The 24,524-nt window shown below is 53.8% G+C and carries 24 protein-coding genes; all 24 read right to left on the bottom strand.

Annotated elements, in window-relative coordinates:
- Window positions 1-48 precede the first annotated feature (48 nt).
- Window positions 49-1,503, bottom strand: coding sequence for a TrkH family potassium uptake protein (locus TCARDRAFT_RS04250; protein ID WP_040683050.1), 1,455 nt, complete (start codon window positions 1,501-1,503; stop codon window positions 49-51).
- Between the two features lie 11 nt (window positions 1,504-1,514).
- On the bottom strand, window positions 1,515-2,855 hold the full coding sequence (gene trkA, locus TCARDRAFT_RS04255; protein WP_007288783.1) for a Trk system potassium transporter TrkA: 1,341 nt from the start codon (window positions 2,853-2,855) through the stop codon (window positions 1,515-1,517).
- Between the two features lie 125 nt (window positions 2,856-2,980).
- Window positions 2,981-3,532, bottom strand: coding sequence for a hypothetical protein (locus tag TCARDRAFT_RS04260; RefSeq protein ID WP_007288784.1), 552 nt, complete (start codon window positions 3,530-3,532; stop codon window positions 2,981-2,983).
- Between the two features lie 74 nt (window positions 3,533-3,606).
- Window positions 3,607-4,791: a CaiB/BaiF CoA transferase family protein gene (locus tag TCARDRAFT_RS04265; RefSeq protein WP_007288785.1), complete on the bottom strand. Its 1,185-nt coding sequence runs from the start codon at window positions 4,789-4,791 to the stop codon at window positions 3,607-3,609.
- 139 nt (window positions 4,792-4,930) lie between these two features.
- Window positions 4,931-6,274 carry an SLC13 family permease gene (locus tag TCARDRAFT_RS04270; protein WP_007288786.1) on the bottom strand — a complete coding sequence of 448 codons (1,344 nt, stop codon included), beginning with the start codon at window positions 6,272-6,274 and terminating at the stop codon, window positions 4,931-4,933.
- A 392-nt stretch (window positions 6,275-6,666) separates the two neighbouring features.
- Window positions 6,667-7,962, bottom strand: coding sequence for an SLC13 family permease (locus tag TCARDRAFT_RS04275; protein WP_007288787.1), 1,296 nt, complete (start codon window positions 7,960-7,962; stop codon window positions 6,667-6,669).
- A 212-nt stretch (window positions 7,963-8,174) separates the two neighbouring features.
- Window positions 8,175-8,330 carry a hypothetical protein gene (locus tag TCARDRAFT_RS15720; RefSeq protein ID WP_007288788.1) on the bottom strand — a complete coding sequence of 52 codons (156 nt, stop codon included), beginning with the start codon at window positions 8,328-8,330 and terminating at the stop codon, window positions 8,175-8,177.
- Between the two features lie 14 nt (window positions 8,331-8,344).
- Window positions 8,345-9,502, bottom strand: coding sequence for a sodium ion-translocating decarboxylase subunit beta (locus TCARDRAFT_RS04280; RefSeq protein ID WP_007288789.1), 1,158 nt, complete (start codon window positions 9,500-9,502; stop codon window positions 8,345-8,347).
- Window positions 9,503-9,651: 149 nt separating this feature from the next.
- On the bottom strand, window positions 9,652-10,074 hold the full coding sequence (locus TCARDRAFT_RS04285) for a biotin/lipoyl-containing protein (RefSeq protein WP_007288790.1): 423 nt from the start codon (window positions 10,072-10,074) through the stop codon (window positions 9,652-9,654).
- A 29-nt stretch (window positions 10,075-10,103) separates the two neighbouring features.
- Entirely contained in the window at window positions 10,104-10,430 is a 327-nt protein-coding gene (locus TCARDRAFT_RS04290) for a hypothetical protein (protein WP_007288791.1), read from the bottom strand.
- Between the two features lie 23 nt (window positions 10,431-10,453).
- On the bottom strand, window positions 10,454-11,983 hold the full coding sequence (gene mmdA, locus TCARDRAFT_RS04295) for a methylmalonyl-CoA decarboxylase subunit alpha (protein ID WP_007288792.1): 1,530 nt from the start codon (window positions 11,981-11,983) through the stop codon (window positions 10,454-10,456).
- A 32-nt stretch (window positions 11,984-12,015) separates the two neighbouring features.
- Window positions 12,016-12,423, bottom strand: coding sequence for a methylmalonyl-CoA epimerase (mce, locus tag TCARDRAFT_RS04300; RefSeq protein WP_007288793.1), 408 nt, complete (start codon window positions 12,421-12,423; stop codon window positions 12,016-12,018).
- A gap of 115 nt (window positions 12,424-12,538) precedes the next feature.
- Window positions 12,539-13,477: a methylmalonyl Co-A mutase-associated GTPase MeaB gene (gene meaB / locus TCARDRAFT_RS04305; RefSeq protein WP_040683063.1), complete on the bottom strand. Its 939-nt coding sequence runs from the start codon at window positions 13,475-13,477 to the stop codon at window positions 12,539-12,541.
- Window positions 13,478-13,550: 73 nt separating this feature from the next.
- Window positions 13,551-13,943: a cobalamin B12-binding domain-containing protein gene (locus tag TCARDRAFT_RS04310; RefSeq protein WP_007288795.1), complete on the bottom strand. Its 393-nt coding sequence runs from the start codon at window positions 13,941-13,943 to the stop codon at window positions 13,551-13,553.
- 23 nt (window positions 13,944-13,966) lie between these two features.
- Complete coding sequence (locus TCARDRAFT_RS04315) at window positions 13,967-15,613, bottom strand: acyl-CoA mutase large subunit family protein (protein ID WP_007288796.1); 1,647 nt, start codon at window positions 15,611-15,613, stop codon at window positions 13,967-13,969.
- 20 nt (window positions 15,614-15,633) lie between these two features.
- A complete protein-coding gene (locus tag TCARDRAFT_RS04320) occupies window positions 15,634-17,139 on the bottom strand; it encodes an acetyl-CoA hydrolase/transferase family protein (protein WP_007288797.1) in 1,506 nt (501 codons plus the stop codon).
- A gap of 446 nt (window positions 17,140-17,585) precedes the next feature.
- Window positions 17,586-18,227, bottom strand: a complete 642-nt coding sequence (locus TCARDRAFT_RS04325; protein WP_007288798.1) for a redox-sensing transcriptional repressor Rex — start codon at window positions 18,225-18,227, stop codon at window positions 17,586-17,588.
- A gap of 171 nt (window positions 18,228-18,398) precedes the next feature.
- Window positions 18,399-20,123: an NADH-dependent [FeFe] hydrogenase, group A6 gene (locus TCARDRAFT_RS04330; RefSeq protein ID WP_007288799.1), complete on the bottom strand. Its 1,725-nt coding sequence runs from the start codon at window positions 20,121-20,123 to the stop codon at window positions 18,399-18,401.
- 17 nt (window positions 20,124-20,140) lie between these two features.
- Window positions 20,141-21,931 (bottom strand): NADH-quinone oxidoreductase subunit NuoF, encoded by a 1,791-nt coding sequence (gene nuoF / locus TCARDRAFT_RS04335; RefSeq protein WP_007288800.1) that lies wholly within the window; start codon window positions 21,929-21,931, stop codon window positions 20,141-20,143.
- A gap of 31 nt (window positions 21,932-21,962) precedes the next feature.
- Window positions 21,963-22,328: a (2Fe-2S) ferredoxin domain-containing protein gene (locus TCARDRAFT_RS04340; protein WP_007288801.1), complete on the bottom strand. Its 366-nt coding sequence runs from the start codon at window positions 22,326-22,328 to the stop codon at window positions 21,963-21,965.
- Window positions 22,315-22,878, bottom strand: coding sequence for an ATP-binding protein (locus tag TCARDRAFT_RS04345; RefSeq protein ID WP_007288802.1), 564 nt, complete (start codon window positions 22,876-22,878; stop codon window positions 22,315-22,317). Before TCARDRAFT_RS04345 ends, TCARDRAFT_RS04340 begins: the two co-directional genes overlap by 14 nt.
- A gap of 2 nt (window positions 22,879-22,880) precedes the next feature.
- Entirely contained in the window at window positions 22,881-23,381 is a 501-nt protein-coding gene (nuoE, locus tag TCARDRAFT_RS04350) for an NADH-quinone oxidoreductase subunit NuoE (protein ID WP_007288803.1), read from the bottom strand.
- 55 nt (window positions 23,382-23,436) lie between these two features.
- A complete protein-coding gene (locus TCARDRAFT_RS04355; protein WP_007288804.1) occupies window positions 23,437-24,180 on the bottom strand; it encodes a PHP domain-containing protein in 744 nt (247 codons plus the stop codon).
- Window positions 24,180-24,521: a DRTGG domain-containing protein gene (locus TCARDRAFT_RS04360; protein ID WP_007288805.1), complete on the bottom strand. Its 342-nt coding sequence runs from the start codon at window positions 24,519-24,521 to the stop codon at window positions 24,180-24,182. The genes TCARDRAFT_RS04355 and TCARDRAFT_RS04360 overlap by 1 nt, the downstream gene beginning before the upstream one ends.
- Between the last annotated feature and the right edge of the window lie 3 nt (window positions 24,522-24,524).

Consider the following 24,524-nt stretch of genomic DNA (forward strand, 5'->3'; position numbering starts at 1 on the left):
GTAGATTACCTCCTCAGTCAATGAAAATTTGACCCTGTTTTGTAGTTATCACCAGTTGCGATGGGCCCGCCAAAATTCCGGCCGTAAAAATACAAGAAGCGTAAACAATTCAAGCCGTCCTAACAGCATGCACAGCGTAAGAACGGTTTTGGCCAAAGGAGAAAGACTGGAATAGGTGGTAGTCGGACCGACAACGCCAAAACCGGGACCAACATTGCCCAGGGTCGCCGCCACGGCGCTCATGGCATCGAACGGCGCAAGGCCGGTGGCCGCCACGAGCAGAACGGCCGCAAAAAAGGTGAACATATAGAGAAAGAAAAATTGACAGACGGTGTTGAGGACAGTCGGCTCGACACTCTTTTGATCAACACAGATGCTGACGACCACGCGCGGGTGGAGCGAGCGCTTAAGTTCCGCCCATCCTTGTTTTACCAGCAGAATAATCCGGGACACTTTGATGCCGCCGGCGGTCGACCCGGCACTGCCGCCAATGAACATTAAAATAAACAGGACTAATTTAGCTAGCGGCGGCCAGGCGTCAAAGTCAGCCGAAGCAAAACCGGTGGTGGTGATAATAGACGCCACCTGGAAGAGGGCCACCCTGAGCGCCTTTCCGGCCTCCTCGCCTGCCGCCAGACAAAGATTAACGGCAATTAAAAAGGTGCTGGCCGCAATAATAACAAGATAAACCTTGAACTCGGTATCACGGTAAACCCGATGCCACCCTTTTTGCCAGCCCTGAAAATAGAGGGCGAAGTTGCCGCCGGCAATAATCATAAACAGGACGACAATTAGTTCAATGGCCAAACTGTCATAGTGCTTAATACTGGCATCTTTGGTGGAAAACCCGCCGGTGGCCAGAGTGGCGAAAGCGTGATTGACCGCGTCAAACAAGGACATGCCGGCCAACATTAAGAGAACAATCTCGGCGACCGTTAAAATGGTATAAATGATCCACAGCGCTATGGCCGTATCGCGGATGCGCGGCGAAACACGGTCGGCCGTGGGCCCCGGCACTTCGGCCTTGAACAGGTGAGCGGCGCCGGCACCGATGTGCGGCAAAATGACGATGAACAGGACAATAATGCCCATCCCGCCCAGCCAGTGGGTCATGCTCCGCCAGAAGATAATGCTCCGCGGCACATCATCCAACCGGTCAATTACACTGGCGCCAGTCGTCGTCAGGCCCGATACCGTCTCAAACACGGCGTCAATATACGTTGGCATGACCCCGCCGAGCCAATATGGCAAAGCGCCAAACAACGAGGCAAACAGCCACCCCCCCAGTACGGTGGCATACCCTTCCCGGATGCCGATGCGGCCGCTGCTCGGGGCCAAAAACGCCATTACGCCACCGGTCACCAAACATGACAGCACCGAGATAGTTAAAGCGCCGATACTTGCCTCGCGCCATACTATGGCCAAGGCGAGTGGAACAACCATAAACAGTCCGTAGACAAGCATCAACCGCCCAAGAATCCCTGCTACTAACGGATAATGCATAAAAGTTAGCTCTACCTGCCTTCAAAGAATTCTACGACTTTGCCAACCGTGTCCGGCAGGGCAAAAACGATTGCCCGATCATTGGCGCACAAAATTTCATTGCCGTCAGGCACAATCGTCCGGTCTTGGCGAACAATGGCGCCCACTAACGCGTTACGGGGGAAATGAATGTCTTTTAGCCGTTTGCCTACCCCGTCACAGTTAGGAGACACGATGATCTCCATGGCTTCGGCTTTAGCCCCCTCCAAGAGCGACACATGAACAATATCGCCGCGGCGGACCAGGCGCAGGATTGCTCCGGCCGTCAGCAGGCGCGGCGACAAAGCCACATCAATGCCTACTTGTTCAAGAAGCGGAATATATTCCGATCGGCCGACGCGCACAAACGTTTTCTGTGCGCCCAGGTGTTTGGCCAATAGCGCCATTAGCAAGTTAAGCTTGTCGTCGTCGGTGAGGCAGATAACCGCATCGGCCTCGCCGACCCCCTCCTCGGCCAAAAAATCAATGTCCGTACCGTCCCCGCATAATACCATGCCCTTAGTCAGCATTTTCGCCAATTCCTGACAGCGGCTGCGGTCTTTATCCAGCACTTTTACGGAAAGACCGTTTTTTTCCAGCAGAACGGCCAAATGGCGTCCAATCCGGCCGGCGCCGATAATCATGACTCGCTCTACCGGCGACTGCTTATTCATAAACTGGCCTTCAAAAGCTTCAATGGCAGTATGTTCGCCGACGAAAAAAACACTGTCATGGGGCAAAATTACATCGGTGCCCCGCGGAATAATCATCCGCGCCTGCCGCAGGATACCGGCCACCAGTATCTGCGGCGGCAGCGTTAGCTTGCGCAGCGGAACATTAACAAGGGGTGAATCGGACCGGATTTTCACTTCCAGCATCCGTACTTTGCCGCCGGCAAAGTCCTCGACGTCGAGTGCCGCCGGGGTACGAATGATACGGCTGATTTCGATCGCTGTCACCATTTCCGGGTTGATGACCAAGTCAACGCCTAAAAACCGATTAAAGACCAGCTGGTCCTGCGCCGCATATTCGGGATCACGCACCCTGGCGATCGTACGGGCCACCCCTGCTTGCTTGGCGGCCATGCAGGCAATCATGTTGACCTCGTCGCTATCGGTTACGGCAATCATCAGTTTAGCCTGTTCTATCCCCGCCTCGGTCAGGACGCGGGGACTGGCGCCATTACCGGCGATTGTCATTACATCAAGGTTGTTTTGGACAATACTGCGGCGTTCTTCATCTTTCTCAATTACCACCACCTCGTGGTTTTCTTCGGACAGGCGCTGGGCGAGACTATAACCCACCTTGCCTGCGCCGACAATGACAACGCGCACAGGGTCACCTCCGTAACAAGTTATGAGAAAATTTTCATTAAATACTAAACGACAAAGTATTCGCTGCCAAACGAAAAACTCCTGGCAAAGAAAAAGCCCCAAAGAAAATTCTTTGGAGCTTACGCCTAGTCAGTGTTCTTGATGATATCGACAACCACCTGTTCTTCCGGAACCATCACCTTGTTTGGCATTTTTTCCTGCAAAAAGCGGAGCATGGTCTCACTTGGCTTAAAGTACACGCGCCTGTTTTCCGGTTTGCCTTTTTTTCCCGGCACCATATAAGCAACCGTCCAAACCCGCCGGTTGTCAAGGGCCGAGTGGAGGCGGTATGTGCGCCGGAACTTAACCGGCCGGATGAGCTGCGCTTTATACTGGTAAATGCCGAAGATATCCTTGTACGGGATTTCGTAAACATCCGTGCCAAACAAACCATGTTTGGTAATCCGCAGCATCTTTTTGCCGGCCTCATACACATAAGTCGGTTTGGACCGCTCAAACAGCGCAAAAGCCAGCATTGCCAGGAAGAAGGCTTCCGAAGGCTGCTTGATGTTCAAATAGAACCACCGGTAAGCCGTAAATGCCGCCCAGGCCAGGAACAGCAGAGCGACAACGCCCATTACCATAACGTTTTTCCGGGAAATAATCGAATGCTCAACAATACTGCCATTTGTTCCCATTGCTGCTGCCTCCCCGCTTGCATTATGCTGCAATCACAGTATACAGCATAACGGACAGCGGTGCAACAAGCCGGTTACAGCACATCCTTGGCCCGCAGGGCAGCCACTTCCTCGGCTGACAGCCCCAGCATTTCCATCAATATTTCCTCGGTATGCTGGCCTAACAGCGGCGCCGGCCGTTCTACCGCACCCGGGGTGGCGGACATCTTGATGGGCACGCCCGCCATCTTGACTTTACCGGCAACGGGATGGTCGGTTTCGACAATCATGTTCCGGGCCTGAACTTGCGGGTCATTAATCACCCGGTCGATCGTATTAATCGGCCCGCAGGGAATACCCGCTTCTTCCAGTTCTTTAAGCCACTCGTCCACCGTTTTGGCAGAAAAGACTTCATCGAGAATTACTTTAAGCTCCTTCACGTTCTGGGTCCGTTTGGCATTGGTAACAAACCGCTCGTCAGCTACCAAATCGGGACGGCCGATGAGATTGCACAGTTTTTCCCACAGCCGGTCATTGCCGGCGCCGACGATGACATACCCGTCTTTCGCCGTAAAGGCTTCAAACGGCGTAATCGACGGATGACGGTTGCCAAGGGGTTTGGGCACGACGCCGGAAGTAAGGTAGCGGGCGATAGCGTTTTCCAGAATGGCTACCTGACAGTCCAGCATGCCGACATCCACTTTCTGTCCCTCACCGGTGATGCTGCGATGATAGAGGGCCATCATAACCCCGATCATGGTAAACAGGCCGGCCGTAATGTCGCCAATCGAAGCGCCCACACGCGTCGGTTCGCCATTTTCCTGGCCGGTAATGCTCATAATTCCGCCCATGGCCTGGACGATAACGTCATAGGCCGGTTTATCCATGTAAGGCCCGGTATGGCCAAAACCTGAACAGGCGGCGTAAATAATTTTCGGGTTGATTTTCTTAAGTTCTTCATACCCCAGCCCAAACTTTTCCATAGTACCCGGCCGGTAGTTTTCCAGGACGACGTCGGCCTTTTTCACCATCTCTTTAAAAAGCTCCCGGGCTTCAGGATGTTTTAGGTTAAGGGTCATCGACCGTTTATTGCGGTTAAGACTCATGAAATAGGCGCTTTCCTTGCCGACAAACGGACCAAACGCCCGGGAATCATCCCCTACCCCCGGCGGCTCGATTTTAATCACATTGGCGCCGAAATCGGCCATCATCATGGCCGCATAAGGGCCGGCCAACACCCGGGTCAGGTCTAAAACGACAACTCCTTGTAGCGGTTTCATCGCTAAAAATACTACCTCCTTAGTTTGATATTTCCAGGATAAATATAGTATTTTGGAAAACCAACGAAAAAAACCTGCTAGCGGAAACTTTAAAATTTAAAAGGCCGGAGCGAAAAACCGCTCAGGCCTAAAGGAACGATTAGAGGTTGAGAATGCCGAAGAAGACCCAGCAAACTATGGCGCCGACAACCGACATGGACAGACCCCAGATGAGCAGGTTGCGGAACAGTTTGGCTTTGTCTTCGTGTTCGCCGGCGCAGGCGATGCAGAGCGCACCGAGCGTGGAAAGAGGCGATGTATCGACAAGGTGGGCGCCGATGTTGATCGAGGAAATCATCGCCACCGGGTTGCCGCCGCCGATTTCCTTGATCAGACCGGGCACCATGGGCAGGAACATGGGCATTACCACCCCGGACGAACTCGAATAGGCGGAGATAATGCCGGTAAACAGACCTAGCCAAGCATTTACGGTAACCGGATTGGAAAGAGCACCAATCATCTTAACGATGGCATTAAGGCCGCCGGCTCTATCCATAACCTCGATGAGGACGGTAACGCCGCACACCATCATGATAACGCCCCACGGCATAACCTTGATTGCCGCTTTGCTATCGCCTGAGCCGGTCAGCATGAGAATGCCCGCCAACAGGAAAGCGATAGAACCGACGTTAGACAAGAGGTTCATAACGGGTTTGGGGAAGACGCCTTTGAAGGCCGGCAAACCAGGCAGAACGACGAGGACGATGAGCACGCCAACCGCGGCGATAGTCAACCATTGATGTTTAGTAAAAGGCTCGGGTTTAGGAGCAAGCTCATCAATATCTAGCTGTTGGCCGCGCTGTTTACGGATCCAGGCCCAGCCGCCGAGGAGGAAGAAGCCGCCGATATTGACAAAGCCTTGGGCAATTTCAGAGTTGAAATGGATTTTCCAGGCCAGACCGCTCAGGTCGGTAAGACCCAGCTGGGGCGCCATCTTGGCGATCAGACCGTTGGAAATGATGCCGGTTGGGGCAAAGGGGGAGAAAGCTGCGCCGTTAGCGGCGCCGACAACCAGCAGGGTCATGAGGAAGGCCGGCATGCCGATCCGGGTGGCAATCGCCATGGCGACCGGCGCCATGAGGGCAGTACCGGCGATGTTGCCCGGTCCGATGGTGGTAACAAAGGTGGTAAGAATGAAAATGATCAGGGGCATTAACGCGGTATTGCCTTTACAGAGCCGCACCGAGTATGCGGTGAGCTTTTCCATGGTGCCGTTGGTCTGCGCCATGCCAAAGAGAAAGGTAACGCCGACCAAAATCATGAACAGGCTAGTCGGGAAGTAGCTCATAACTTTGGCGGCCGCTGTTTCGCCCCAGAGACCGCCGACAAGAATGGCAAAAGCGATGCCAAGGAAACCGACGTTGAGGTCTTCGTTAACACAGCTTATAATGACGACAATTGCGAGCGCAACGATTGACATCATTGCTGCCAACGAGATATCCATATCTTTTTCTCCTCCTCCACATTATAGATAAAATACATGAGGACGGTTTTAAAATTTTTAATCCGGGACAGGAGGCCTTGCCGTATTGTCCGTTACAGGTTTGACTAGGCTGCATTACCATCTCAATAACTGCCGCCACTCTGCTGTCACCGTGCGCATCCCCTCCTTCCTTTTATAATTATAATATTATCATGATACCCACAATTATGTAAATAGGGACTAGTCTGACAACTACTGCGAAAAAAATATAGAGCATCATTTGGTATTTAATAAATACTCTATACATGGCACGCTAATACCTGCACCACAATGTGATTTGCCAGTCTAGTCCTCTTGCGTGGGTACTTAAGATTGCAGGGAAGAGGTGATCCCCTCCCCTGCTCTAAGCTAAATTACAAACCGAGAATACCGAAGGCAATGTAGCAAACAATTGCGCCGACAACCGACATGGACAGACCCCATAGCATGAGGTTGCGGAAAAGTTTGGCTTTGTCTTCATGTTCGGCCGCGCAGGCAATGCAAAGAGCGCCAAGGGTGGACAGCGGTGAAGTATCTACAATATGCGAACCAATGTTGATGGACGATATCATAGCGACCGGATCACCGCCGCCAATTTGCTGAATGAGACCAGGCACCATCGGCAGGAACATGGGCATTACAACACCGGACGAGCTCGAATAGGCGGAAATGATGCCGGTGATCAGGCCCAAAACGCCGTTAACGGTAGTTGGATTGGAAACGGTAGCGATCATGCTGACCAGCGCATTCAGACCGCCGGCTTGGTCCATGACGTCGATAAGCACCGACATACCGCAGACCATGAGGATAACGCCCCAGGGCATGGCTTTGACCGCTTTGGCATCATCGGCAATGCCGAAGAGCATGAAGATTGCGCCAATGCCGAAGGCTACGGCGCCAACGTCCCATTTCAGGACGATAACGGAGAAAATAAGGGCAGCGATACCGGCCAGGGTAGCCCATTGTTTCGCGGTAAACGGTTCGGGCTTCGGCGCAATTTCGTCAATGTTCAGCGATGACCCGCCGCGCTGTTTGCGCATCCAAGCCAAACCGCCAAACAGGAAGAAACCGCCGAAGTTAACGACCCCTTGGACAATTTCCGAGTTCCAATGAACCTTCCAAGCCAAGCCCTGCAGGTCGGTAAGACCGAGCTGGGGCGCCATTTTGGCGATAAGACCGTTGGAAATAATGCCGGTCGGCGCAAACGGCGAAAAAGCAGCACCGTTAGCCGCACCAACGACCAGCAGGGTCATGGCAAACGCCGACAGGCCAATCCGGCCGGCGATAGCCATGGCCATCGGCGCCATCAGCGCCGTAGTGGCAATGTTGCCAGGACCAATCGTAGTGATGACAGTAATCAGCAGGAAAAGGATAATGGGGATCAACGCAGTATTGCCTTTCGCCAGACGAACGGCATAAGCGCTGAATTTTTCCATGGTGCCGTTGACCTGGGCGCAGGCAAACATGAAGGTAACACCAATTAGGATCATGAACAGGCCGATCGGCCAGCCCTTGAAAATAGCAGCAATCTTCATGCCGGAAAAAAGAATGCCGACCAACAGGGCTGCGGCAATGCCGAGGATACCGACGTTCATTTCCTTAAAACAGGAAATGAGGACGATGATGCCCAGCGCAATAATTGACGCCAGGGCTGCTGTGCTGATTGCCATGATTTTTCCTCCTCGCTGTTTATTATTCCCGCTAGAGTACGTTACCTGGATAGCAAGAGGCCTTTCCGCTGCGATGTCAGGACATTTGCCTGGTGCAAAAAAGCAGGGATGCTGGCGTTTACATATTTGATTATGTGATTTTTGATTATATGATTTTTATGTAATCTGTCTAGCGACACATAATGTATCGCTAGACAAATTATACCAAATACTTATTCTTCGTCTTCGTCTTCGCCCTCTTCTTCGTCTTCAACCGCCGGGAACGCGGCATGGAGAGCTTTTGTTGCAAGATAGAACACACCAATTACGGCAAACATGGTCGGCAGGGCAACTGCCATCATGGTAAGAGCTTTCGCGGTAGCACCCATTGTTTTTTCCTCCCTTACTTCGCCAATGCGGGGATCAGCGCCAGTACCAGACCGCCGGCCACAACGGACGCAACCTGTCCGGCAACGTTAACCCCGATAGCATGCTGAATAATGAAGTTGGTGGGGTCTTCTTTCAGAGCCATTTTGGCAATGACGCGGCCGGACATCGGGAAGGCCGAAATACCGCAGGCGCCAATCATCGGGTTGATCTTGGTGGAGCTGAACAGGTTAAGCAGTTTGGCGAAGATAACGCCGCCGGCAGTGTCAAAGACGAAGGCGAGAGCGCCCAGGCCCATAATCAGAGCGACGTCAATCGTCAGGAACCGGTCAGCGTCCATGGTACCGCCGATAACGATACCAAGCAGGAGGGTTACCAGGTTGGCCAGTTCGTTTTCCGCGGCGCCGGCAAGGTTTTCGACTACGCCGGACTCTTTCAGCAGATTGCCGAACATCAAACTGCCGATGAGGGCAACGGAAATAGGCGCCACAATACCGGCAATGAGGACAACCATAATGGGGAACAGGAATTTAGCCGTTTGGGAAACAGGCTCTTCACCCATGTAACCCATTTTGATTTTGCGCTCGTTTTCGGTGGTGAGAAGTTTCACGATCGGCGGCTGAATAACCGGCACGAGCGACATATAGGAGTACGCGGCGACCGAAAGAGGTCCAAGCAGTTCTTGCGCGAAACGGCTGGCCACATAAATCGTGGTCGGACCGTCGGCGGCGCCGATGATGCCGATGGATGCGGCATGTTCAAACTTAAAGCCGACCAGCGTGGCGCCGACAGCGGTGGCAAAAATCCCGAACTGAGCGGCGGCCGCAAAGAACATGACCGACGGACGGCGGATTAGCGGGGTAAAATCGCACATTGCGCCGATAGCGATAAAGATAAGTACAGGGAACAGTTCGTTAGCGATACCGCCTTTATACAGAACATACAGGAAACCTTCTTCACCGGGGATCTGCGAAACAGCCGAGGAATGGGGAATGTTAGCCAGAATCGCGCCGAAACCGATGGGCAGGAGCAGCGCCGGCTCGTAGTCATGCTTTACGGCCAAATAGATAAGAACCGCGCCGATGAGCCACATGACCACGTGTTTCCAGGAAAGTCCCAGAATACCCATGAGCAGCTCGTCCAGCCAGGGATACTGTTGAATCAGAGCTTCCATTGTTGTTTTACCCTCCCATGGTAAATAAATATATGGATACAATATACATATTACAAAACGTAGCGGAAACTAACAACCGGATATATCTGGCTTCATGCCGGTTTTGCGCGGCGACTGCCGCGCAAAACCGATAAAGCACGGTATACCGATTAGCTGATGACCGCCATAATTTCGCCAGGCTTCACGCTTTGGCCGGCGGTAACGTTGATGGACTTAACGGTGCCGGCGACCGGAGCGCCGATTTCATTCTGCATCTTCATGGCTTCGAGAATCATGATGGTGTCGCCCTTCTTGACTTGCTGGCCAACTTTGGCAACAATCTTGGTCACTTTGCCAGGCATCGGCGCGGTAACCGGAGTGTCACCGGCAGCTACTTCAGCCGGAGCGGGTTTCGGAGCGGGCGCAGGCGCGGGAGCTGCAGCCGGAGCGGGGGCAGCGGCCGGAGCAGGTGCAGGCGCGGGAGCTGCAGCCGGAGCGGGGGCGGCCGCAGGAGCAGCCACAACGGCTACGCCTTCTTCTTGCACTTCAACGTTGTAAGTGACACCATTGACAGTTACTTTAAACTTTCTCATGCTCTTATTCCTCCATCCTTATGTGTTTTTTAAACAAACTGCCGGCTATCCATAATTTTTTGGCGACCGGTAACAGCCCAAATATTGTTGGTGCGCTTAAAGCGAACAGCCCTGACGCCGCCCTGAGCGTGGGCAATGGCAGCCACAACTGCCGCCACTACGGCCGGGTCGGACTCATCGGCGAGGACCATGTTCACGCTTGCACTGATGGCGGCAATAATTTCCGGCGTCAGACCGGAAGCCTGCGCCGGTTCAGCCGTTTCGTCGGCAGGAACAGGCGCAGCCTTCTTTTTCTTCTCTTTTTTCGGAGCCTCGGCCTTTTTGCCGCCGCCAAACAAGGAATCAAAGAACCCCATGTTTCAATCCCCCTTCTTGACGGCTACAGCGGAATGTTGCCGTGTTTCTTGGCCGGGCGCGATTCACGCTTGGTAGCTAGCATATTAAGGGCCGTGATAATGCGCGGTCTGGTCTCCATCGGTTCAATGACCATGTCGACAAACCCGCGTTCCGCCGCTTTATACGGGGTCGCAAATTCTTCCACATATTTTTCCGTCTTCGCTTTGGCGTCCGGGTCGCCGCGGAAAATAATGTTGGCAGCGCCGGCAGGACCCATAACGGCGATTTCGGCTGTCGGCCAAGCCAATACCTGGTCGGCGCCGAGGTCTTGCGAACACATGGCCAGGTACGAGCCGCCGTAGGCTTTCCGCGTAATAACGGTGACCTTCGGCACGGTGGCTTCGGAGTAAGCATAAAGCATTTTCGCCCCGTGACGGATAATGCCGCCGTACTCTTGGCCCGTTCCAGGCAAGAAGCCAGGAACGTCGACAAGGTTGACCAGCGGAATATTGAAGGCGTCGCAGAAGCGAATGAAGCGAGCTGCCTTATCGGATGCGTTAATATCGAGGCAGCCGGCCATAACGGAAGGCTGGTTGGCGATAATACCGACCGTTTGTCCGTCAAAACGGGCAAAGCAGGTAATAATGTTTTGCGCGTAATGGGCATGAACTTCGTAGAACTCGCCGTTGTCGACAATGCGGCTGATAACATCTTTCATGTTGTAAGGCTGGTTCGGATTGTCAGGCAGCAGCGTGTTCAGGCTTTCGTCCATGCGGTTGGGATCGTCGCCGGTATCGACAACCGGCGGTTCCTCTAAATTGTTGCTGGGCAGGAAGCTCAGCAAATAGCGGATCTGCCGTAAGCAGTCCTCGTCGTTTTCCGCCGCGAAGTGCGCTACACCGGAAACGCTATTATGCGTCATGGCGCCACCCAGTTCTTCGGCGGTGACTTCTTCGGCTGTAACCGACTTGATGACCTGCGGACCAGTAATAAACATCTGGCTGGTATTTTTTACCATAAAGATAAAGTCGGTAAGAGCCGGTGAATACACCGCGCCGCCCGCGCACGGGCCCATGATGGCCGAAATCTGCGGAATAACACCAGATGCCAGTGTATTGCGGAAGAAGATTTTACCGTAACCGGACAAAGCATCAACGGCTTCCTGGATGCGAGCGCCGCCGGAATCATTCAGGCCGATAAGCGGTGCACCCATTTTCATGGCCAGTTCTTGCACCTTGACGATCTTGGCGGCATGCATTTCACCCAGCGACCCGCCGACAACGGTGAAGTCCTGAGCAAATACATAGACAAGGCGGCCGTCGATCGTGCCGTAGCCGGTAACGACGCCTTCACCGGGGGCTTCTTCCTTCTCCATGCCAAAATTAGTGCAGCGATGACGGACAAATTGGTCAAGCTCGACAAAACTGCCGGGATCAAGCAACTTCTCAATTCGTTCCCTCGCCGTCAGTTTGCCGGAGGCATGCTGTTTCTCAATTCTCTTTTGCCCGCCGCCTAATTTAACCTTTTCTTGACGTTTTTTCAGGTCTTGAATTTTTTCTTGAACAGTAGCCATATCACACCTCCTAGATGCGCCGGCCAGGCACATTACTTGCGCTCGGACAGTTCGAGCAAGACACCACCGGTAGCTTTCGGATGCAAGAAGGCGATGCTGGCGCCACCTGCGCCATAACGCGGCTTCTCGTCGATTAGGCGCACACCTTTGGCTTTGAGGTCAGCCAAGGCGTTTTCGATGTTGTCGACGCGCAGCGCGATATGCTGAATGCCTTCGCCGTTCTTTTCAATAAACTTGGCAATCGGGCCGTCCGGCGAAGTGGACTCTAAGAGTTCGACCTCGCTGTCGCCGCAGGGAATGAAGCAGACCTTCACTTTCTGCTCAGCCACTACTTCCTCGCCCATTGCTTCCATGCCGAGTACTTCCGTGTAAAATTTCTTGGCTTGTTCAAGGTCTTTCACGGCAATACCGATGTGGTCAACCTTCAGGACTTTAAACATGGATAAACCTCCTTTGCTTAGCAAAATTCGACATATGGGAACATTGGATAATTATACTAACACGCAAAAAAATCCTTTTGTTTAAAAATTTTTTACTACCGCGGGCAATCATTACCTAGCGCAAAACGGCGCTGAGAATGCCGCTTACCACACTGTACGGATCCTGCTCGCGGCTTTGCACGCTGGCCACCAGGCGGGCAAATTCGTCGCCGGTAAGCACTTTATTCATAATATAACGGCCGATTTGTTCATCAAGCATGGCGACAATTTCATTCTTCGTCCGTTCGGTGCGGCGTTTTACCAGCTGACCCGATTGCTCCAAATAGCGCCGATGGTCTTCAATCGCGGCAACCAGTTCGCTGATGCCGGTGTTTTGGCTGGCGACGGTGCGTTTAATAGGCGGCCGCCAGTCGACGGCTTCGGAGTTAAGATCAAGCATCATTTCCAGTTCAATGTTCAGGCGGTCCACGCCCTCACGATCAGCCTTGTTGATGGCAAAAATGTCGCCAATCTCCAATATGCCGGCCTTAATGGCCTGAATGTCATCGCCGAGGCCGGGAACCAATACCACCAGCGTCGTATCAGCCGCTTTGACGATGTCCACTTCCGACTGGCCGACGCCGACCGTTTCAATAAAGATAATGTCCTTGCCGGAAGCATCCAGAATTTTTACTACCTCGGCCGTCTTGCGCGACAAGCCGCCCAAGCTGCCCCGAGTACCCATACTGCGAATAAAGACGCCTTCGTCCAGCGTCAGTTCATTCATCCGGATACGGTCGCCCAAAATGGCGCCGCCGGAAAAAGGACTGGTAGGATCCACCGCGACGATGCCAACTGTTTTACCCTGGCGGCGGTATTCTTTGGCCAGCTTGTCGGTCAGCGTGCTTTTGCCGGCGCCTGGAGGACCGGTGATACCAATGACATAAGCCTTGCCGGTATGGGGGTAAAGTTCCTGCATAATTTTAACGGCGTCGTCATATTCGTTCTCCACCGCGGTAATTGCCCGGGCGAGCGCCAATCGCGAACCGGCAAGCACTTCTTCCGCAATTTTCAACAACATGCACCACCCTATGGGTTTATGCTGCTCCCCAAACGGGGAGCTGCATAAACGCCATATTTATCAATGGTTACTTAACATTTTGTTTAATGAAGTCGATAATGACCGAAGTGGGCGTGCCAGGCGTAAATACTTCTTTGACGCCGGCAGCTTTCAGGCCGGGAATGTCGGCATCGGGAATAACGCCGCCGCCGATTACCAAAACGTCGTTCATTCCCTTTTCTTTCAACAGGTTTACCACTTTCGGGAACAGTGTGTTATGCGCGCCGGAAAGTAAGCTCATCGCCACGACATTGACGTCTTCCTGCAGAGCCGCTTCGGCAATCTGCTCCGGAGTTTGCCGCAGTCCTGTATAGATCACCTCAAAGCCGGCGTCGCGGAGAGCGCGGGCTACGACTTTGGCGCCGCGGTCATGACCGTCCAGACCCGGCTTAGCTACTAATACTCTAATCCGTTTTTCCATCGTTGTCCCTCCTAACTCTTCGCTTACAGGTTGACATGCGCTTCGTATTCACCGAATACTTTGCGCATTACGCCGCAGATTTCGCCGAGAGTAGCGTAAACTTTAACGGCATCGAGAATGTAAGGCATAAGGTTAACATTTTCGTCCTGGCAGGCTTTTTCCAGGGCAGCCAGTTTTTCTTGTACTGCGGCGTTGTCGCGTTTGGCCCGCAGGTCAGCCAGCTTCTTCTTCTGCAGTTCGCCAACGGAAGCATCGACGCGCAGCAGGCCTTCGACCGGCTTTTCTTCGATTTGGAACTGGTTGACGCCAACGATAATGCGCTGTTTGGTTTCGACTTCCATTTGCCATTTATAGGCGCTGTCCTGAATCTCTTTCTGAATGTAGCCTTTTTCGATGGCAACCACGGCGCCGCCCAGTTCGTCGATCTTCTTAATGTACTCCCAAGCTTCGTTTTCAAGCTTGTTGGTCATTGCTTCGATATAGTAAGAACCGGCCAGCGGGTCGATTACGTCGGCTAAGCCGCTTTCGTAAGCAACGATCTGCTGAGTGCGCAGAGCGATGCGTACCGAGTCTTCGGTAGGCAGAGCCAGCGCTTCGTCTTTGGAGTTGGTATGGAGCGACTGGGTGCCGCCGAGTACCGCCGCCACCGTTTGCAGGGCAACGCGGACGATATTGTTGTCAGGCTGCTGGGCGGTGAGCATGGAACCGGCAGTTTGCGTATGGAAGCGGAGCATCCAGGATTTCGGATTTTGCGCTTTGAAGCGCTCGCGCATGATTTTGGCCCACATGCGGCGAGCGGCGCGGAACTTGGCCACTTCTTCCAGCACGTTGTTGTGGGCGTTGAAGAAGAAGGACAGACGGCCGGCAAAGTCGTCGACGTTCAGGCCGGCTTTGACTGCGGCATCGACGTAGGCAATGCCGTCGGCCAGCGTGAAGGCGATTTCCTGCGCGGCAGTCGAACCGGCTTCGCGAATATGATAACCGGAAATGGAGATGGTATTCCAGTTGGGCACATGCTTGGAGCAATATTCGAAGATGTTGGTGATCAGCCGCATCGAGGGCTTGGGCGGGAAAATATAGGTGCCGCGGGCGGCGTATTCTTTCAGAATGTCGTTTTGGATGGTGCCGTTGAGTTTATCCGGCGTTACGCCCTGCTTTTCCGCAACCGCGATATACATGGCCAGCAGTACGGAAGCCGGTGCGTTGATGGTCATGGACGTGGAAACTTTGTCGAGCGGAATGCCGTCGAAGAGGATTTCCATATCAGCAAGCGAGTCGATGGCCACGCCTACTTTACCGACTTCGCCTTCCGACATCGGATGGTCGGAGTCATAACCGATTTGGGTCGGCAGGTCGAAAGCTACCGACAAACCGGTTTGTCCATTCTCGAGGAGGAATTTGTACCGTTTGTTGGACTCTTCGGCAGTCGCAAAGCCGGCATACTGGCGCATGGTCCAGAAACGGCCGCGGTACATGGTGGGTTGGACGCCGCGGGTAAAGGGGTACTCGCCCGGGAACCCGAGATCTCTTTCATAATCAAATCCCTCAAGGTCGAGCGGAGTGTAAATGCGTTGTTCCGGCAGATTTTTACGCTCGGGGAATTTGGCAAGCGCTTTTTGCACTCTGGCAGTATACGCTTCCAGTTTGGCTTTCAAAGATTCGTTAGCCATTCACAAGTCCTCCTTTGCAGTTACTTTTTCATTGTACCGGTTTGCATAAACCGGATATGCCAAGAAAGAGCTTCCTCCAGCAAATGCGGAGTATGGGCCAAGCCAGTGGCTTTTTCCGCTCTTTCGAGGTAATCAAGCAGCATGGGTTGATAGTCTGGGTGAGCGCAGTTATTGATGATGACCCGGGCCCGCTCTTTCGGGCTTAAGCCCCGCACATCGGCTACACCACGTTCGGTAATGAAGACGTCAACATCGTGTTCAGTGTGGTCGATATGGGAGCACATCGGCACAATGGAAGAGATTGCGCCGCCTTTGGCCACCGAACTGGTGAAGAAAAAGGTCAGATAACCGTTGCGGGCGAAATCGCCGGAACCGCCAATCCCGTTCATCATCTTGGTTCCCATGATATGGGTGGAGTTGACATGCCCAAAGATGTCGAACTCGATAGCAGTGTTCATGGCAATAACACCGATCCGGCGGGCAACTTCCGGGTTATTGGAAATTTCCTGCGGGCGAAGCAGGATTTTTTTGCGGTATTCGGCAATATTGGCGTAGAAGCGCTTGAGACCTTCCGGTGAAGGCGTCAGCGACGTACCGGAAGCAAACGTAAGCTTGCCGGCGTCAATAAGGTCGAACATGCCGTCCTGAATGACCTCGGTATACACGGAAAGGTTTTCAAACGGCGAATCGACAAGACCGGAGATTACGGCGTTGGCAACCGAGCCTACGCCTGACTGCAGTGGCAGCAGATTTTTCGGCAGCCGTCCGTGCTTAATCTCGTTATTCAAAAACTCAATAAGATGGCCGCTCATGGCCCGGGCGTCATCGTCGATGGCCGCCAGCGGACGAACGGCATCCGGCAGGTCGCAAGGAACTATGTAGGTTATTTTATCGACGCCGCAGGGAATATAGGGAGTGCCGATCCGGTCATCCGCTTTCATGATGGGAATAGGTTCGCGGTTGGGCGGATCTTTCGGAATGTATACGTCATGCATGCCTTCCAGTTCAAGAGGTTGCGTAACGTTTACTTCAACAATAACAATGTCGGCGTCCTGCACAAAGGAAGCCGAATTGCCCAGCGATGTCGTAGGAATAATATGGCCTTCTTCGGTGATGGCGCAAGCCTCGACAATGGCTACATCAACCTTGCCGCCCAAGAAACCGTAACGCGCCATCTGGGCTACATGGCTGAGATGCAAGTCAGTGTATTGGATGGAGCCATTATTAATCATTTTCCGGATAGCTTCATTGGTCTGATAAGGCAGTCGTTTGGCAATGCCATTGGCCTCAGCCAGGGCGCCATCCAATTCCTTGCCGACCGAAGCGCCGGTCCACAGGTTAACCTGGAATTTTTCCTTTTTCATTCTTTCCGCCAGCGCCAGGGGCACAGCTTTCGGATAACCGGCGGGGGTAAAACCGCTGGTGCCGATGTTCATGCCCGGCTTGATAATGGCGGCCGCTTCCTCGGCGCTGACAATCTTGGCATGCAGCGCACTGTTGCGGACGCGGTCACGAATGTCAATCATGCACTCTCCTCCTCAACAAATAATCTATAATTCCATGCTACTGGGAAAACCCTTTAGCAGCATTGCTAAAACACACGGTGTCGCTTTTTTCCTTACGCTGTTTTCATGCTGCCTATTTTGCAATGTTACATTTATTATCAGCGAGAAAATAGAAAATATATACGCCGGCGTTTTGACACAAAAAAACACCATTGTTTATTTTGCAAAATTGCAAAACAAACCTTGGTGTTCATACTTGCCCTATGGCCTCCCTAAGCCTCGGCCAAAGGTCGTAAGAACCTGGTTTTTGCGTGTACTTTCAGTTTGGCAACCTGGCCATCCTGTCCGTACAAGTGTATAAAGGCACTCGCCATTGCAGAAAGAAACTTCAGCTATTAACCATACATAATATTCCATAATACCTCGATAAATTCCTGCTAATACCCGCAGAAAATTTAACATTTTTTTTACTTATCGCAAAGTTGTCGGGACAAATAGTAGGACAAACTGCTAAGCCCTACTGACAAATCCTCGCTGACAATGCGGACCGACGGGGGCACGTTAACTTTGATGGGCGCAAAATTCCAAATCCCCCGCACCCCAGCGGCAACAAGCCGGTTGGCCACGTCCTGGGCCTGCTCAGCGGGTACGGTGATAACGCCGATCTGAACGCCTTTTTCTTTAACCACCGTCTCCAGCGCTTGCAGATGATATACCTGAACGTCATTGACTTTCTGTCCGACCTTCGCCGGATCTATGTCAAAAATGGCGACCAAATTAAAGCCGAGGGAAGCGAAGTTGCGGTAATTGGCCAGCGCCCAGCCGAGGTGACCTACCCCGACGATAGCAATATTCCAGTTGCGGTGGAGTCCCAAGATTTCACCGATGTGACGGATAAGCTCGCGCACATAGTAGCCCACGCCTTTTTTCCCGAACTCGCCGAACGAAGCCAAATCCTTGCGGATTTGTTCGGGTGTTACGCCAATTCGCCGGCCAAGTTCTTCCGAGGAGATGATTTCCACTCCCTCCTCCTGCGCTTGGCGGAGTGTGCGAAAATAGAGCGGCAAGCGATCAATCGTGGCTTTGGAGATGACGATATGCCCTTTCAAAAAGCGGTCCTCCCCCCAATAATGTTCCACTACATATTCGGACTTAGGAGAAGAAAATCCTGCTACTTTGTTCAAAAAAGCACAGATATAGATTATTGTATTTTCTGAACTTCTAATAAATAACGGTTATGACAAAGAAGGCGACCAGCTGGTCGCCTTCTTTGTCAACCTTTAGCCGCGCTTTTGCGGATGGTAGTGGGTATGAAGCAGGCGGTGCGATTTTTCGCCCAGCGGTGTTCCCAGCCATGTCTCATAGAGTTCTTTAATGGCCGGATTTTCATGGGATTTTCTAAACTGCGAACAGCTGTCGCACTCGTAAATGGACTTAATGCGCTGCTGGCGAACCTCGGCACAGGTCGGGATAGGCTGGCCGCCGCCACCGATACAACCGCCGGGACAGGCCATAATTTCAATGAAATGATAGTCGGCTTCACCCCGCCGGATTTGGTCGAGCAGCATCCGGGCATTAGCTAGGGTATGGGCTACCGCCACCTTAACAGTCATGTCGCCAACCGGTACTTCGGCTTCCTTAATACCGGTAAGGCCGCGGACGTTGTGGAAATCGATGCACTCCAGTTCTTTACCGGTAACAAGTTCGGCCACGGTCCGCAGCGCCGCCTCCATAACGCCGCCGGTTGCACCGAAGATAACACCGGCGCCGGTCGAAATACCGAGGGGCGCATCATATTCTTCTTCCGGCAAACCGGCAAAGTCAATGCCCGCCTCACGGATCATGCGAGCCAGTTCCCGGGTAGTAAGAACATAGTCAACATCCTGATACCCGCTGGCGCGCATCTCCGGCCGTACGGCCTCGGCCTTTTTCGCGGTGCAGGGCATGATGGACACCGATACGATGTCTTTGGGGTCAATCCCTACCCTCTCCGCATAGTACGTTTTGGCGAGAGCGCCAAACATCTGCTGCGGCGATTTGGCGGTGGAAAGGTGATCTAAGAGGTCAGGGTACATTAACTCAATAAAGTTTACCCAACCGGGACTGCACGAAGTAATCATCGGCAACTTTCCGCCCTTGGCCAGCCGGTCAAGAAACTCCGAACCTTCTTCCATGATGGTCAGGTCAGCCGTGAAGTCGGTGTCAAAAACTTTGTCAAAGCCGAGCCGGCGCAGAGCGGCCACCATTTTGCCGGTAACAATGCTGCCGGTGCCCATGCCCAGCGCCTCGCCCAAGGCGACCCGCACGGCCGGTGCAGTCTGGACAACGACATGTTTAGCCGGGTCACTGAGCGCCTGCCAAACAGCGGCGGTATCGTCTTTTTCCACAATGGCGCCCGTCGGACAGACACTGGCACATTGTCCGCAGTAAGTGCATGCAACTTGATGGAGCCCTTGATTGAACGCCGGCGCTACGGTGGTATTAAACCCGCGGTTTACAAAGCTGTAGACATGAACGCCCTGGCGCTCGCTGCACGCCCGGATGCACCGGCCGCACAAAATGCACTTGGACGGGTCGCGCACAAGGGAGGGGTTATCAGCATCAAGAGGATAACTTTTCTTTTCGCCGTCAAACCGGATTTTGCGAATACCCAGGTCGGCGGCAATGGTCTGGAGTTCGCAGTTGAGGTTCCGCTGGCAGGAAAGGCAGTCTTGCGGATGGTTCGCCAACAGTAGCTCCACGACCAGCTTACGCGCTTGGCGTACCGCCGGGGTATTCGTCCGCACCACCATGCCTTCGCTTACGGGATAAACGCAGGACGCGACCAGGGTGCGCGCTCCTTCCACTTCGACCATGCAGACGCGGCAGGCGCCCTCCGGTCTCAGTTCAGGATGGTAACACAGGCTGGGAATTTTAACGCCGCAGGACCGGGCCGCTTCCAGAACGGTCGCGTTTTTTGGCACTTGTACCTTTTGGCCGTCGATTGTTATATTAACCATTTCCATTGTTTCACGCTCCTATCTTAGCCCTTGATAATGGCCTTAAAAGGGCACTTGGCCATGCAGGCGCCGCACTTGATGCATTTCGCTTGGTTGATGCTGTGCCGCCCTTTGATTTCGCCGCTGATCGCCTCAACCGGACATGCTTTCTTGCACAGACCGCAGCCTTTGCACAGCTCAGTGATCTGATAGCCGGACAACTTGGCGCAGACTCCGGCCGGACAGCGCTTGTCATTAATATGGGCCTCATATTCATGGCGGAAATAGCGCAGCGTGCTGAGCACCGGGTTAGGAGCCGTCTGCCCCAGTCCGCACAGCGCCGTAGCCTTAATGTTTTTGGCCAGGTCCTCCAGCAGGGCAATATCATCCGGACGCCCTTTGCCCTCCGTAATCCGGGTCAGAATTTCCAGCATACGCTTGGTGCCCTCACGGCAGGGAGTGCACTTGCCGCACGATTCCGACTGAGTAAAGTTGAGGAAGAATTTAGCGACATCGACCATGCACGTCGTTTCATCCATGACGACGAGGCCACCCGAGCCCATCATCGCGCCCGCCTGGGTGAGCGAGTCATAGTCAATGGGCAGATCGAGCAGTTCTTCCGGCAGACAGCCGCCAGACGGCCCGCCGATTTGGACGGCCTTAAACTTCCGGCCGCCAGGGATGCCACCGCCGATGTCATAGATGATTTCCCGCATGGTAATGCCCATGGGAACTTCCGCCAGACCGGTATTGTTAATCCGGCCGGTAAGCGCGAAGACCTTGGTCCCTTTGCTGCGCTCGGTGCCGATGCTGGCATACCAGTCGGCGCCGCGGGTAATGATTTGCGGCACATTGGCAAAAGTCTCGACATTGTTGATATTCGTAGGCTTGCCCCATAGGCCGGAAATGGCCGGGAAGGGCGGCCGCGGACGCGGCATGCCGCGCTTGCCTTCAATCGAGGCAAGAAGCGCCGTTTCTTCGCCACAGACAAACGCGCCGGCGCCTTCTTTGATTTTTAGGTGGAAATTAAAACCGGTGCCGAGAATATTGTCGCCTAAGAGGCCCATGTCCTCGGCCTGCTTGATGGCCAACTTGAGCCGTTTTATCGCCAGCGGATATTCCGCGCGCACATAGACATAGCCCTCATCGGCGCCAATAGCGTAGCCGCAAATGGCCATACCCTCAATAACACGATGCGGATCGCCCTCGAGAACGCTGCGGTCCATGAAGGCGCCAGGGTCGCCTTCGTCGGCATTGCAGACCACATATTTCTTGTCGCCTTTGGCATTCCGGGTAAACTCCCACTTCAGCCCGGTGGGGAAACCGCCGCCGCCCCGGCCGCGGAGTCCCGATTTTTTCACTTCGGCCACCACTTGCTCGGGCGTCATTTCCGTCAACGCTTTGGCTAAGGCGTCATAGCCGCCGACCGCAATATATTCTTCAATCGACTCGGGATTGATGTGACCGCAGTTAGCCAGCACCAGCCGCATTTGTTTTTTATAAAAACCGATTTCATCGTAATGGGGAATTTTTTCGTGCGAAACCGGCTCGCGATACAAAAGCCGCTCGACGACCCGGCCTTTGTACAAATGGCTTTCCACCAGTTCCGGTACGTCGCTCTCTTGCACGCGGCAGTAAAAAACGCCTTCCGGATAGACAATGACAATCGGCCCCATTTCACAGAAGCCATGACAGCCTGTTTCAACAACTTTCACTTCTTTGTCCAGGCCTGTTCTGGCCAACTCAGCGCGCAAAGCCGCTTCCACTTTCTTCGAGCCGGAAGAAACACAGCCCGTACCGGCGCAAATAAGAACATGCGCTCTAATGTGTTCCATTTTTTTCCCTCCCATTCACTGCTGGTCCTAGTTATGCGTCAAGTTTGCCCACAACCATTTCTTCCACAATGCGCCCGTTGACCACATGCTCGGCAATGATCTTGGGCACGTCGGCCACTTTGACCTTGCCGTAGGTGATGCGGGGTTCGCCGGGACGGATTACGTCGACCAGCACTTCCTTTTCGCACATGCCGATGCAGCCCGTCTGGCGGACGGTTACATCCTGAAGCTTGCGCTTGGCAATCTCGTCAAGAATGGCGGCCATGACTTCGCGCGCGCCGGCGGCGATACCGCACGTCCCCATGCCGACAATTATTTGCGTACCGGCCCCGTGTCTCAGTTTGGTCTGGGCCTGAACCTGTTCACGCAACCGTTTCAGATCCTCAATGGTTTTCATCTGTCACACCTCCGTATAAATTAACTATCCCTTCCCGCAGATATTCCTTTAACCAGACAAGCACTTCCGGGTGGCTCAGCGGCACTCCGTCCAATGCGGCTTTAAGTTCCCGCGTCGCCAGGGTAAACTCGCGTTCACCCACTTTATGACGGTAAGAAAAGTCCAAATCCGGGTTGGCGACGATAATCGCAAGCAACGCGCCAGCCAGATCGCCAAGGGGCGGCCGGTCCCAATGACTGCGGCCATACACCGCCTCTACCACCGTTCCCCGGCCTGGCTGTGAATCAATTTTTAGATAACCGCCTGTGCGCTGGGCCGTCATTTCCAATAGCGGCAGTCCCAACCCGATCCGACGGGTTGTTCTGCTGGTTACAAACGGGTCGGTTGCCTGCCGGCACGTCATTTCGTCCATACCCCGCCCGTTGTCGCTTACCCGCAGCACCAAAAGATCCTGCTGCTTGTCTTCGTTAATTGTTACTTCGACTACGCCAGCCCCCGCCTCAATCGAGTTTTGTACCAAATCGAGAATATGCAGGGACAATTCACGCATCTTTACTCGTATTTAGCCAGGATGGACGGAATAACTTCCGGCGTCAGGCGACCGTGGGTATCATCGTTGATCATCATGACCGGAGCAAGACCACAGGCGCCTATGCAGGCCACCGTTTCCAGCGTAAACTTGAGGTCGGCCGTCGTGCCGCCGGCAGTGATCTTGAGGTTGTCCTCAAGCGCTTTCAAAATGGCTTTGGCGCCGCGCACATGGCACGCCGTACCTTGGCAGACGCGAATAATGTTACGGCCCCGCGGGTTAAGGTGGAACTGGGCATAGAAGGTGACAACGCCGTAAATTTGGCTCACAGGAATGTCGAGTTTCTCAGCGATGTATTCAATTACTTCTTTGGACAAATAACCATAGGCGTTTTGCGCTTCCTGTAAAACCGGGATAAGAGCGCCCTTGACTCCCTGGTACTTGGCCAGAATTTCGTCAAGTTGGGCCAGCGCCGTAGATTGGCCGCCTGAGCAGCAGCAATTGTGTTCCTTGTTGCCAGTCATTAAGAGAGCCTCCTTTGTGAATTTATTAACATATTAACGTAAAATAGCCCCGCGGCTATACCATCACCACCTTTCGCAGGTTTTGCCCATATAAAGCCTGTCGGATTTCTGCCAGAGTAGGTTGCGCGATTAGGAAAATCGTTTTGGCGCCGCAAAGGAAATCATCGATGGTATGGGCATCGGAAGCGGTGACAAAAGGCAGGTTTCCCGCCTGGGGAAACCGCGTCCGCGCCTCTTGCAGGGTTACCCGGCTTGATACTTCCACGGCCGCAAGCGGTAAATCGTCCGGCACAAATCCAAGCTGGGACAAGATGCTATAAGCCGGGCGGTCAATGTGCGCGGCGATGCACAGTCCACCAAGAGCGTTAGCCGCCGTTACCACTTCGGCTATCCCCATTTTCAGCGAAGTCAACAACATCCGTTGTTTTACTTCCAGCAGGTTATCTTCGGCGTCAACGACAAACTGCGCGCCAAGCCGGGCTTCATCGTTGACAAGCGGCGGCAAATTGGCTTCAACCAGACGCTGCCACTGTCGAAACGCCGTCAGCCGGTCGAATAGGACAACGAGATGAACTTCTTCCCGCGTTTCCACTTCCATGCCGGGCAGCACCGTCACGCCCGTGCCCACCGCCGCGGCCAACGCGGCCGGCACATTGTCGCCGGCATTATGGTCGGTAACGGCCACAATATCAATGCCGGCATCAGCAGCGTGGCGGATAATGTTGCGCGGCGTCATTTCCACGGCGGCACAAGGTGATAACACGGTATGAACATGAAGGTCAGCAACATACCGGCGCATCACAAGCCCCGCACACCCTGAGTATACAGCCGGCCTACCGCTTCAAATGCCGGAAGGGCAGTGGCAAGAAGGACAACTCTCTCGGCCGCGGCTCTTTTTATCGTCGCGGCATCAGGCCGGACGCCGCCGGCAATGACCACGGCCGCCAGGCCGGTCAGGGAGGCGACGGCCACGACATTATGATGGGCCTGCATCGTAACCCACACCGCGCCGGCCGGCGCCTGGGCCATGACATTGCTTAGCAAGTCGGACACATAACCACCGGTAACGGCGCCGGTCAGGCAATCTGCCCCGGCTAATACCTCCGCTTCCAAAATGCTTACCAATTCCTTAACGGTCATACT

This window comes from Thermosinus carboxydivorans Nor1 (assembly GCF_000169155.1).
GTDB lineage: Bacteria > Bacillota > Negativicutes > Sporomusales > Thermosinaceae > Thermosinus > Thermosinus carboxydivorans.